The organism is Prevotella sp. AM42-24 (assembly GCF_003461825.1).
In the GTDB taxonomy this organism is placed as follows: Bacteria; Bacteroidota; Bacteroidia; order Bacteroidales; family Bacteroidaceae; genus Prevotella; species Prevotella hominis.
Genome location: NZ_QTXV01000073.1, coordinates 1 through 13,504 on the forward strand (window position 1 = coordinate 1; position 13,504 = coordinate 13,504).

The window sequence follows — 13,504 nt, forward strand, 5'->3', positions numbered from 1 at the left end:
CCTCTGTGTCATCTTATGAGGGCGGTTGCGGATTTGAGGTATATGTTTAAATGATTCCTAATTGTTTGGCTATATCCTGCACCATCTTTGCAAAAGGACGCTTTAGAATGTCTTCGTCCTTATCATAATTCGATAAGATAAAACGATTAAAGTCAGTCTGCTTAAATCCTAATTGTTTAAAGCTGTCTTTATAAATATCCAGGAACGTACTATTGTAGATTTGTTTTTTCCATATCAACTCTTCCACCATTTCCTTATGCGCTTGATATTGAGTTGATATATGAAACAGAGCATCCATGTTATCTTTCAATCCTTGTTCTTTCGATGAAAATATAATCCTTAGCATATCTCTGTCATGTGTAGCTAAATATTGCGCATATGATACATGAAGTATTGAAAAATCGAATGGATTCAATTTATTTCCATTATGTGTATATAAACAAAAAGGAAGGATATCATCCTTGCTTGATTTCGATTTATTACACTTGGGGCAACTCGGCTGAAGATTGAAAAATGAAGTGCATAAATAAGGATATTTGCTCTTAGGCATCCAATGGTCTATCTCATAATTTTGAAAACTATCCTTGCCATTATCATACGAGAAAGCATATTGAGCATTGCAGTAGACACAAGTCTTGATACCGAGCTGATTGATAATTTTTGGATAGACCTTTTCCTGCACGTAATCATATCGCATTGCCCCTACTATTTCCTTATAAAGGAACTTGGGGGAATTAGGGTCAATTCCAAACTGCTCAGTTGAAATCTTATCAGCAGGAAATAAGGTTTCAAACTTTTTAATAGTGTTATCGAAGGGTGGCTCCATCACTATCAAATTGTCCCATTCTTTGATGATAAGCTTAACATATTGCTGCTGCTTAAGGCTTAGTAGAGGATTATTAGCCAACTCCCCCAAGTGTTTTTTAGGAGACTTATATTTACTACTTAAACCTTTTTCAAGAAAAATCTTGAAAGACTTAGCTATACCTCTAACTCTATCATCTATAAATATCCTTCTCATTGCATCTCCTCCTTTATAACTTCCGATAGTCTATCCTTCAATAGGGGTTCTCCTATTAGATTAACCAGTTCATTTGCCTCATCCGAATCAAGTTTTTTCTTGTTATAGTCATCTATAGCCTTTAGGATTTTCTGCTTGGCAAACTCACCCATAAAACCATTCTTCAAGAAGAAACTCTGTCGCAAAATATCATTTACATTTGCAGCAAAAGGATTTTGCATATAGCTCTTATCCACAACATGACCATCTTCCAAGTAAAGCACATTGCTCTGAGGTATATCAGAAAGCAAAAAAGGAGAATGGGTCGTAATAATGATATTAAAGCCACAATATGTATTCAAATGCAATCTTTGGATAGACTGCAAGAGTTTATACAAAAATGTTCTTTGATATTCAGGATGGAAACAAAGCTCCACTTCATCAAGAATTATATTCACATATCGATAGGCGATACGAGAAGTTGGCACTGATTTTATGTTCATCACATGATAGATGACAGAACTCATCAAGAACAAGAATTGCCTTTCACCGGAACTGAGTTTATAAAAAGGAATTTCCGCTTCGTCCTTATCTCTTTTCATGATAATCTCCGAGTTAAAGATTGGAGGTGGCATCAGCTCCATTGTCGCTTCAAGAGAAGTGTTCTTCTTATCCATCCTTAACCAATCTTCATAAAACTCATAAGAAAATTTGTCCTCTGCCCAAATGTCTTGGTCAAAGGCATCCAAGAAATGAATGGTTTGCCTAATTTTCGTTGTGATGTGAGATTTGTCTTTCTTTATTTCTGTGATAAGATGGACCAAGTTTTTCTTTTCATTTTCATCTTTCAAAAAACCATCAATCTTTTCAATATCAACTACTGAGGCATATTCTGCGTAACTCGGATATTTGGAAGGTATGGTCAAAGTCTTATAAATAAGATAAATACAACCATAAGCCGACATACAATTAGAATTGGCAAATGAATATCCATAAGTATCCAAAACTATTCTAACAAAAGAATTGGCCTCTCCATAGAGCATCCTAAACGCATTCTCTACCAGTGTCACATCTTTTTCGTGAAACCGCTCTGGCAATTTTTCCATCACTCTATACGGATTGAACCCATAAACAATGCGCAGAAGTTGATAGCCATCTATGAATTCTCGATTTTTTCTCTTTGCCTCAACAAGAATACCTGCAAGCCTGTCTTTGGTCAAAGCTGTCTCCGTCTTCATATCAATAACACCTTGATCTCTGTATGGATTTAAAACAATAGGCGAAGCATATCCATCATTCTTATGGAACATGCTATTCATCCAGTTGCCATTCGAACTTGCCCCAATTAGATGGTCTGTTTGATAATGCTCAGCCTTTTCGTCTTGATAGTCCAGAGAATTATAAGCTTGTAAGGCATAATTCATGACGATGGTGTAGAAAAAGCAACTTGCTATCTCGCTTCTCTTTGCAGTTTTGGGCTTGTAGCAAACTTCAAAATCCCGATATTCATGTATCATCGTCAAGTCAGGATCAGACAAAAAGAATTTCTTATCACCATAAACCAATGCCACAATTCCATCATCACAAATCAATGTACCCTTCATGTCTCTTATTTCGTAATCAAGAGTTGTCTTAATGCCAGGAATAAAATAGATTTCATCTGCTCCATTGCGTCTGATTGTATTCCCCACCAAACAGGCACTAAAGTTGTTTATCATGCGAAACATCAACTCTAACAGTGATGATTTGCCTGCGCCATTCATGCCCACGATAGCAGAGACACTAACATTCCGTAGGAAGAATGCATCACTCAGTTCTGCAGTATAAAAAGGATAGTAACCTGTAGCCAACGTTTTTGTCAGCTTAGGATTACACCCTTCTTTTATGGTCAAGCCAAGTAGTCTTATTTTTCGGTAATTGTATGTCATTGTAATATTATTAGTTTTGCTTATAGACTAGCAAGAACTCTTATCGTCTTTATATTATTAATATACCTATACGATTGCGGTACTTGGAAATTTTCACCAAATATCTCAGCTATTTGATAATCCTTCGCAAAACGATGAACCTCTTTCACTGTGATAGCATAGCCATAGGAGCAATTATTAAAATACCCACAGGTTTAAGCTTCCTCATAGTTATGTTTGTCTATTACCGATCGTATAAGCAATCTCATATTCATGCCTAGCTTGTTATGCGCACCTTTTAGCCTATCAACTATTGCAGCATAATCATAATGACACTTCCTGGCTACTGATTCCACAAAGTGCTCATATTTCTTTTCATCAGACATGTTCTTGAATATCACATCACTTAATATCGATACATCTTCACCAAAACACTCTATACCAATTTTTGCAACACTCAAAATATTACCTATTCTTTCCAGAGTATATACATTGTCGAAAACCATTTCCCTAACAATCAATGGAGAGTGGGTGGCAATGATAGCGTATGATTCAAATTCTTCCAAGACATCACAGATGGCTTTCATCAGTACTGTAATTGCATGTGGATGCAAGTGCTGTTCGAGCTCATCAAACAAGAGGAGAGTATCATATCGAATATTTGCCATAATTTCAGTCAAGGAATAAACATATAAGTTTGTGAAAACAAAAGACTATGTTAGCCTCAAATAAGTACTACACTATCTTTCAAGGAATTGAAAGTTTCAAAAGTTATCAATCCTCTTTAAAGGAAATTAGTTTTCCTTGAACTTTTTTATTACCTTAGCAGCTCCCAACCAAGCAATTATCCATTCTTCACCAATGATGTTAATGTCCTCATCCATTCTTGATATATTCTTTCTACAGAATACGCCTTGCTTTTTTCAATGGCAGCATGAGCCATCACATCACGCAAAGAATCGTTTTGCATGATCTGTGCAAGCATATCCGCCGCCTTGTCCGCATCATACCCATTCTTTTCGTAAGGTATCACAACTCCATCTTTGCCATCATCTATAATATCTCTCACAGCAGAATAGCTATCATATACCACAGGAATCACCCCAAAACTCATGCACTCCGCAAGAACCAAAGGGAAGCCCTCATATTCTGAAGTAAGAAGCAAGATAGAAGCTCGCTCATAATAAGGCTTAGGTTGCTGGAAGCCTTCAAATGACACATGTTCCAAATCATAGTCAGCCACCTGCTTCTCCACATTCTTTCGTTCCACTCCATCGCCAACTATTGTAAGCTTCCAATCTGGGAACTTCTTCTCTAACCTCGCCCATGTATCTATCACACGATATACACGCTTTTGGTTATAGTCGATTCTCCCCAAATAAATAATCTCCTTTTGCTTTTTCGGGAAAGAATATACAAAATCAGAGGAATCCAAAGTAACAGGATTAGTCTGCACCATCAGATGATCGGGATGCTTGATACCAGTAAACTTGGAGAACAAAGGGACATAGCTTGAAGATAAAACTTGATATAAGTCGGTATGGCGATACACATACGCCATACTTCGACTAGTAACCAATTTGAAAGCAGCTTTTTTAACTTCTAACAAACAACGCCTCAGAGGATTATGACAACAATCTAAAGCTATCTCAACATCCTTGATGCGTGCATTTGTGTCAATTTGGTTGTGATAGACTGCAATCGTTTTAATATCTAATCCTTTCTTAGCCTTGTTCAATGTTTTACAAGGTACCAAAGGCAGCCCCCACTGGTTGATAACCACCTGAATTTGATGCTGAACAAGAATATTCCTCAAAGAAGAGACACTCTTTGAAGAGCACTTATAGTCACCAAGAGTATATATCTTTACTCGTGGGTCTGTTCTTGCTACAGTAAGTTTATCTGGAGCTTTAAATGTTGCAATAACTACATGATGCCCATGATGTTCAAATGCCCCAGCAAGCGTTGCTGCTACCACTTCTATGCCTCCAACATCATAGACTTTCATCAAAAAGAGTAAGTTCATACGATGTTCCTTTCTAATTATCATATTCATTTATCTTTTTAGACACCTACTATTTTATAGTTAAAGAGTCCTTTATTACATTCAACAAATGCCTATATTCTACTTTTATTTTTTCACCATATTCTATTATCTGCTTTTTTTGATCATCCACAGAAATCTCTTTTAGATATTTCATCACTTTCTTTGCCTCTTCCAAATTTGTAGCAATGAAATGATTACAATCCAAACCATAAAGCGATAACAGATTCTGAGTTTTGGAGAATCCATCCTTGGAAAATCTTCCACTATTCCAGTCAATTGCCACAACAGGCTTTCCATTACGTAAGGTAAATACAGAATCATGGAAGCGCTCAGTTACCGTCAAATCCACATATCCGAACATAGCAGCCCAACCAAATGGAGACAAAGACATCAGATTACAATTAGCCCATTCATTATATAATGTAGAAACAGTATAGTAACCTTGTTGTTGCAAGAACTCCGTCATCTCTTTCTTGAAAGGACAACCAGTAACACTAAAATTAACCAAAGCTATTTTCTGATGTTTACGAACACCTTCCAGTTTCTTCTTTATGAAATATGGTAGAGAAAACTCAGACTCCGGAATGAGATAGGTAGGATCATACTGAGTATAAACCTTATCACCCATTCCTATCTCATCTCGAAGCAAATGCTCTGTTACTCTATCACGAACCCCCAAAAGCTTAAATGTAGAGAATGACTTATATAAATCTTTCTTCTGCTGTTCGTTCAATACGAAATTGGCAGGAGCAGCACTTGCTGCAAAAAGTATTTTCTGTGTCTCTATGCCTCGAAGCCACATCAAACCATAATGTCCATTCTTCTCTAAATTAATGAGAATGGTATCACTTCCTACTATAATCAAGTCATACCCTTCTGCAAAAGCTTTAAATTCCGCATCATCATATTCAAAGAAATCAAACTCTTGATCTGTAAGATGAAACTTGGTACGATATACCAACTCATACTTCAAGCGTCGAGGGATTGCTCGTGCCTTAGCCTTGAAGAATGACAGTTTACTCTCATTAGTAGCGGTAGCATTTTTCTTTTCCGCAGCAATAGAGTACATCCGCTTATGCTTTATTAAGTCAATCTGGGCATTAGGATAAAGCTGGCGAAACGCATATTGTACTCCGTAGGCCTGAAGAAAAGTACCAGGGTTTACCTCCCTGCTATATGTTATGATTAATATTTTCATAAATTAATGGAATGTTGTAAACGAATCGACTTCATTGCGATAGGACAAAGATACTTCAGCCTTATCCGGGTAATTACCTATGGCTATCAAAATGACAGGAACTTCATTAGCTGGTATATTCAACTGTTGATGAATGTCATTGAGTACATTCAGTTTTCTTCCCATCGTAAGCGGTATAGATGCCACACCTAAAGATGTTAGTGCATAAATAAACGACATCGCAAACAATGCCCCATCAACATATGGCAAATGCATCTCCGTTGTATAATAACGGTTCAAATCACCTGTAATCAGTATAGCTTTATTTGCTTCTTTATAAAAGCTATTAGCACCTCCTTGCAATTTCAGAATAACGTCCTTATCATTACCAGAGAACACATGAACTCTATAGGATTGGCGATTACAAGCAGATGGAGATTTCTTTGCTATATCCAATGCCTTTTTAATAACTTCATCAGACACCTCTTCCTGAGAAAAATGACGGAATGAATATCTATTATTGACCAGTTTGGCAAAATCAACATTCGTTAACTCTATCATCTGTACCCTTGACTTTGATAAAAATCCTGCCTCCTTAAACACTTCATTAGAAATTTGGGATTGGTCAATGATATCATTCAAAATTCTAGATACTTTATCTAAAACTTTGTCCTTAAATCCATCATTTTTCTGAAATTCCAGGTAGCTTCTTACAAGTGCTACAGAAACATTCAATTTATCCGAGTACCCATATTTATTTATATACTTCTGAATGTTGTTAGTCAAAGAAACAATTTTCTTAACTCCAAACCCTTTACGCTTGTTATCCAGCGAAAACGCTTTCTCCACTGCATGAGTTGTCATCAGAATATCCGTTAACAACTTATTTGAATTCTTCGACATTCCACATCTTGCCACATGTTTGGCAAAATTCCAATACTCATGCAACATATATGGAATCATCTTCAAAAAGAGCAAGAGATGCTGCTCACTCAATTTTTCTTTTAATTTCATTACTACGCATTAATAGAATTAAACATTTTGATGTATTTTGTAACCACAGCACTTACCTTCAGATTATCATCTACAAATTGCTTCTGCTTTTCTTTAAGTTGCAGATACATTTTTGGATGATTTTCTATAACTTTCTGCATAAGTTGCGCGAGACTTTCCGTATCTTCGGTCTTGAACATCATTCCGGTAACATTTTCCACTACACTTTCCCTAAATCCTTCCAAGTCAGAGGTTATTACAGGAGTGTTATATCCATACGCTATTCGCAAAGGCCCGCTTTGTGTAACAGATTTGTATGGAAGAATTAAATAATGAGAACTGCAGAACAAATTAGGAATATCAGAATCAGGAACTGATTCTATCTGCAGGTCGAAAATTTCTGGATACTTTATCAAAGGCTGGTACAGCGTATTCCAAGCTCTGCAATGTCCCACAATCTTCACCTTAAAAGGTATATTACATCTTTCTCTTAATAAACAAGCTGCCTTAATAAGCAAACCAATATTCTTGGTCTCTATGATATGTCCAAAAGACAAGAATTGAACATATTCTTTGGAAGGGTGTAATGAAGCCTGACCAAAATCATTCAGAGCAAGAGGTATCATAAAACGATGGGATTGATTACCCGTAAAATATTGGGCCTGAGTATCAGAAAAATACTGAAACCAGAATTTCTGCTTACACAAATATTTCAAATAATACTTATATAGATGTCTCAGCTGCATACCATTATGGATTTTCCCATGATGCATAGCCATAATCACCTTCTCTGACGGCAAATACTTCTTTATTGCAAATATCAGATAAGGGAATGCGATAATATCAAAGTAATATAAGTCATAATTCATTTTTGCCAAATGATCTACTAACTTAGCATACTCAAAATAGGTTGTAGGAAGATAACGATGATGATGCAAACTGAAGAACTCCACATCAATATTATTATGCTGAGCATATTCTTTCGCATGCTGCCACTGATCTGATTTTTCAGAAGCAACAACTATCCACTTTATTTTATAGACCTTGTTTAACTGGTCTAAAATGGGAAGATCCACTTGCAGCAGATACCCTGAAGTTACCCAAACTATCGATTTCATATATTTAATCTTAAATTAATTTTCAATCACACCTAACACAGGCCTGTCCCCAATCTGTAAAAACGGATTGCCAAACAGATGAAGACAAGCATAAACCACTGGAGAAATATATTTCTCTTTAACAGCCATATTTGCCTTAAATACGGCATCAATCACAAACTCACCCTGATGAACAAACTCCATAAACACTTCCAACCACGTTGGAAGAATCTCTGTATTCAGAGACCACATAGGGGCTATCACAGAGCTATACCCCATACGAATATATCTCTTGATAAGCGTATGCATCGCATTATCATAATCTGGTCGAGAGATTGTACCAGAATGACAAACAAATAGAATCAACAATTTTCCCTTACCTATAATTTTATCCGTCTCAACTATCGGCTTGTCATCTGCATAAAACCATGAAGTATTACTGATGTCTGCTCCTCCATGAGCACAAGCAATATTGATATCTGAATTTATAGGTAGGAGCGGGTCTGTTTGATCATTGCAAACAAAGTGATACTTATTCAATGTTTCCTCTATATGTCCTTTTATCATCGCAAAGGTAAACTCTTGACTATTGGAAGGAGACCAATAGGCACAAGTGAAATCCTTGTGAAGAGGTTCTTCAAAATTAGTCTTAATAAAGACCTCTGTAGATATTATATTGCAGGATGGTAGCTGGCAACCTACAAATTTATCACCATTTGCATCTAACAATAATTGATGAGGATAAGCTGCCACATCCATATCCTTAGCTATCAATAAGCGTTCTGCGCCTTCTTTAACAGGTATTTTGCAAGCCGCAAGTTTTTGCTTTAAAGCTTCAGATTCCTGCTCTAACTCCACATTATCTTTTGAATATATTGGTTGACCAGACTTCTTAACATCTCGTTCGTAAGTTAAGTTTCTTATTATGCCTGATTGCAACGCAGCTATATTCAGGCAACTCCATGAATCTAAAGTCTCAAAAGAGAATTCACCTTTAAGCAGTAACATGGAATATAAGTTACGTTGACCTTTACCTATCCAAAGCACTTCGTTATCTTCACCTTGCTGCATTAAATCTTCCAACACCTTGGTATCTTCTATAGGAAGATGATATTCCTTACCATTCACATCTATAATTTCCGCTCTTCCATATAATCCATTCTGTCTTATACTCTGACGGACAAATGTAAAGTCAGCCCTTACATGCATTCCTAAAAGATAAGAACTAGTTTTTTTACACAAAAACGCTTTATCGAGCAAAGATTTTGCATATAACATCGCAAGAGTATTATCATGAGAATAGTCGGCAACGTTTCGCGTTGAATCTAATCTAACCATTAGCTCTTTCAAGTGTTCAGCCTCATTTTCATGACAAAACAAATCTAAATACAAAGCATTACTCTTATAATCGACAACAGATTTAGCAGCCTCAATGTATAGATTAAAACGAGAAATATCAGCACTTGGACAATTCATTTTTACATTAGCAACTAGAGTAATCCAAGGCATAGCACTATGTTCTAAGTTTTTAAAGAACACTTCTCTATGTGAATCCAAGAAATCTGCCATATCATCCAATACCCTATCTTGTTTAGCAAAAAACAAAACCGAGAAATAAGTATGATAGAATGACAAGATATCATATGGAAGAGGATTCAAAGAATCAAACGTTCTTGTTATTGGTGCCAAATATTTCACAGAACAGAATCGAATGCCTCGAGCCAATTTCAAAACCATCCATAGGATTTCAAAAGACTCCTTATATAAGATAGGAGTCTTTTGTTGCAACTTTTTCCTCATAGCAATTTCCATGTATAGCAATCCTGCTAAAGGCTGATTTAGGATGGTATAAGTACGAGCTGCACATAGATAAGCTTCAGCCTCCATTTTCTCTTGATATCCTATCATCAACAAGCTTTCTGCAATATCCCTTGCCGGTTGGTACAGCTGGGATGTAGCAAGGCGGTCAACGAAATTCTCGGCAAAATGGAAAAACCAGTCCATTTGATTATCAACCTTACAGAAAGAATAAAGGATTCTTAAATACAAAATATGATTCTCTACGGTATCCTTATCCCACTGTGAATGTACTCCATAATGCTGGATTGAATCAATGATAAAACTGGCCATTTGCCGACGCTCTTCAATCGAAAGACTATTAGCCATTTCAAGTTGGGGAGAAGCAATATTGTTTTTTCCCTTCAGATAAGGCGTCATCCTATGCAAAATACATCTAACATTATCTTCCCCCCACTCAACCTTTATATAGTCATCATAATCATCTATTGGCTTTTCAAATCGATCAACCATCTGATTGATTCTACTTAGCAATTTAGACATCAAAAATGGAACAGCAACATCATTTATCCTATCCAACTGACTTATAGTCCTCTGCATTACTTCACGACTATTGATATAGTTTTGAAGTACATAGGGACAAAGAGCATCCAATAAGGCATTTAAGTTTGTTTCTATCTCATGGATATCCTTACCAATGCAGGAATCTATTCGTTCTTTGATATCAATATCTAACATTTCGCTACTCATAACAAAATATTATTAATAACCTAACAAATGCAACATATTCGTTGTCCTCTGCTTTATTTCTCTATCACCATCTGGCGCTGCGAAGGCTGTCCGCATAGAAGGATTACACATTCCATCATCACGAATATCAACAACGCCTATATCATAATCTCCGCGTTGTCGATTTTGCACATAAACTTGCTCAAAATCTCCAGTTCTTGGATTTTGAACAATCAAAGGAAGGAGTCTATCAACATAAAATCTATCCAGGTCTTTGAAATGCTTGACAACTACAGAAATTATTTTATCATTGCTAACACCTAATCTCTTGGCTATAACAATAAGTTTCAGAATTTGAGGATTTGGTCTTATATCCTCCTTAACCCTTATAGAGTAAAATTGTTCTTCTATCTTATCCATAGCAAAGATTATCTGACGCATAGTCTTAGCTGCCAAGAACCCCTTATCAAAATACTCCTTGATACGTTCCTCTCCTAATCCTGTTTCTTCAGAAATAAGAGCTAAAGCATAATTTTCCTTTTCTTCAGCTAAAGAGAATCGGAAAATGTCCTTGTTATAGAATTTGGACATATAACCATCATAATCAGCACATTCTCCATAAAAATGATGAAATAGTGCCTCAGTATTTTTCTCATGCATCACAAATACGACATTACTTACCCCAAATTTGTTGCCAACGAGCGAACTGTCGATTGGCTGCATACTGCGATAGCCATAATCCATGTGAGCAGAGAAGACATTCATGATACGAAAGAGATGTGCAGGATCAAGCCTATCCATATCTTCTATCACTAAAACTACCCGCTTTCCATATTTCTTCTGATAATCTTTTATATTATCACGAATAATCTTAGTGATTATATCATTCTCGTAAACTGAGTTTTCATCAAATGTGGATAGATAATCATCCAAAAACGCAGTCTGGTCTACTTCTTTTTTCTTAAACTCTCCAACTTTATCTTTCAAACTTTTGAGCCAATGAGCCGATTTGAATGCTGCCAAGAAGGCTTTTGTCACCACATCTTCAGCACCACACGACTTCAGCATCGCAAAGAAAGACTCTCCTACTGTACAGAAATGGCTTTGAACATAAAACTCAAAAGCCATTCTATCTGTTATCTCATACTTAACATCAATGATACCAGCTTGAAGTATCTGCAAAAGCACATCATGCTTAATGAGTTCAAAGATGTCCTTATTCCCAAGTACTTGATAATTGACAGGATAGAGCGTTATAAACACGAATAGCGATTCTTCATCCATCTTACATTTCTCCTTGAATTTATTCAAGAAAAAGGTCTTACCGTCACCAAACTTGGCAGAAAGTACCACCCTATCATGAGAAAGGAGATGATTCTCAAATCGCTGCATCGCATCATCAACAGGAATATAATTATCGTCAGAGTTTAGCATAACAGATTCTTGATTGTTTCATAACTTTCAATAACATACTTAGAATAAGCTATTCCGCCATCTGAAGAAACACCTAATCTGACTGAACAACCTTCATCACTATTCTTTTCGATACAAGCAATCCAAGACGGATTTATCAATATCGGTTCATTATCAGAGTCGTGTAGTTCTATAAATTTACAAATCATAGTCTGCTATTTTTTTTTGAAGAAAAATTTTTGGCGAGAGCGTACTAGCTCATCCTTCGTTATGCTGGTTTTCTTGTCTAATGGCATCCATGGATACATTTCTGATTGTATTTGAATCTTTGCAAAGTAATCTTCCACCTTCATGATAAACTTAGCTGGAACACCGCCCTAAACTTCATTATCAGGAATGTGTTTCGTTACGATACTGCCTGCAGCCACGATGGATTTTTTTCCAACAGAGCTGTTAGGCATCAAGATTGTTCTCGCTCCTACAAAGCAATTTTCAAAAAGTTCGATACTTCCAACCTTATCTATATCACCTCGTCTTAGACCTAAATACTGGGCAGCATTAAACACACTTACATCATGGTTAACAAAATCCACATCATGAGCACAAATCACATTATCATGAATGCTTATCAGATAAGGCTCTGTACCAAAAGACAAAGTGTATAATTCTACATTCTTGCCAAGAAAATAAAATTGATTTCTCATCAACTCTGCTCTTTCATGAGCAGAAGCTCTTCTCAACTTCAGTTTAAAAAACTGTGATTCGACTAGTCGAATCACCTCCCATTTTAGAAAAGATGCTCATATTTTTTATATTTTATCATTAGTTACAATAACTTTATTTTCTAAATAACCAAGGGATCATAGCTTTGACATAGTCTTTCAGCCACCACTTGAAGTTCTTCTCCTTCCAAGAATTATCCATAAAATGCATTGCATAAGAATCCTTGTCCCTTGTCAGTGAATCACCCGCAAAAACATTGGATGGATATATCATCATATTTCCATTTAGCGCCTGTTTCTTATCAACATAGCGAAAACCATGCTTAACTAGAAGCTTAGCCATAATACCTGGATTGATTTCATCCTCATACAAAGAGCCATCAGGGTTAATGAAATGACGGCATCCAAAATAATCAAGACACTCCTTGATAAAAGGATTTCCTTTCTCCGCCCCATACAAAGCTGCTAGCAATCCCATTCCCGATATTCCCTTGGTCACATCCTTAGGATAACCATTCTCGTCAACCATTTTCATTCCATCCACTTCAAAAGAAGTTGGATGATTTTCTACGGAAGTAAAAAAACCTCAAATCCGCAACCGCCCTCATAAGATGACACAGAG

General features: G+C 36.3%; 11 protein-coding genes. All 11 read right to left on the reverse strand.

All coding sequences use genetic code 11. The features are described 5' to 3' along the window. Window positions 1–46 precede the first annotated feature (46 nt). Complete coding sequence (locus DW917_RS14510) at window positions 47–1,021, reverse strand: HNH endonuclease (protein WP_118119839.1); 975 nt, start codon at window positions 1,019–1,021, stop codon at window positions 47–49. Next, the gene (locus DW917_RS14515) at window positions 1,018–2,892 is read right to left on the reverse strand and encodes an AAA family ATPase (RefSeq protein ID WP_199545577.1); all 1,875 of its coding nucleotides are present in this window, start codon (window positions 2,890–2,892) and stop codon (window positions 1,018–1,020) included. Before DW917_RS14515 ends, DW917_RS14510 begins: the two co-directional genes overlap by 4 nt. A gap of 230 nt (window positions 2,893–3,122) precedes the next feature. Then, window positions 3,123–3,575: an AAA family ATPase gene (locus tag DW917_RS14520; protein WP_118119842.1), complete on the reverse strand. Its 453-nt coding sequence runs from the start codon at window positions 3,573–3,575 to the stop codon at window positions 3,123–3,125. A 176-nt stretch (window positions 3,576–3,751) separates the two neighbouring features. Further along, the gene (locus DW917_RS14525; RefSeq protein ID WP_233524760.1) at window positions 3,752–4,957 is read right to left on the reverse strand and encodes a glycosyltransferase; all 1,206 of its coding nucleotides are present in this window, start codon (window positions 4,955–4,957) and stop codon (window positions 3,752–3,754) included. A 25-nt stretch (window positions 4,958–4,982) separates the two neighbouring features. Further along, a complete protein-coding gene (locus DW917_RS14530) occupies window positions 4,983–6,152 on the reverse strand; it encodes a polysaccharide pyruvyl transferase family protein (RefSeq protein ID WP_118119844.1) in 1,170 nt (389 codons plus the stop codon). 3 nt (window positions 6,153–6,155) lie between these two features. After that, window positions 6,156–7,145 (reverse strand): nitroreductase family protein, encoded by a 990-nt coding sequence (locus tag DW917_RS14535; RefSeq protein ID WP_118119845.1) that lies wholly within the window; start codon window positions 7,143–7,145, stop codon window positions 6,156–6,158. A gap of 2 nt (window positions 7,146–7,147) precedes the next feature. After that, entirely contained in the window at window positions 7,148–8,242 is a 1,095-nt protein-coding gene (locus tag DW917_RS14540; protein WP_118119846.1) for a glycosyltransferase family 4 protein, read from the reverse strand. Window positions 8,243–8,257: 15 nt separating this feature from the next. Next, on the reverse strand, window positions 8,258–10,768 hold the full coding sequence (locus DW917_RS14545) for a hypothetical protein (RefSeq protein WP_118119847.1): 2,511 nt from the start codon (window positions 10,766–10,768) through the stop codon (window positions 8,258–8,260). 12 nt (window positions 10,769–10,780) lie between these two features. Further along, window positions 10,781–12,139, reverse strand: coding sequence for a P-loop NTPase fold protein (locus DW917_RS14550; RefSeq protein WP_158570183.1), 1,359 nt, complete (start codon window positions 12,137–12,139; stop codon window positions 10,781–10,783). A 398-nt stretch (window positions 12,140–12,537) separates the two neighbouring features. After that, window positions 12,538–12,864, reverse strand: coding sequence for a hypothetical protein (locus tag DW917_RS14555; RefSeq protein WP_233524761.1), 327 nt, complete (start codon window positions 12,862–12,864; stop codon window positions 12,538–12,540). A 133-nt stretch (window positions 12,865–12,997) separates the two neighbouring features. After that, window positions 12,998–13,411, reverse strand: a complete 414-nt coding sequence (locus DW917_RS14560; RefSeq protein ID WP_147344206.1) for a hypothetical protein — start codon at window positions 13,409–13,411, stop codon at window positions 12,998–13,000. Window positions 13,412–13,504: the final 93 nt, after the last annotated feature.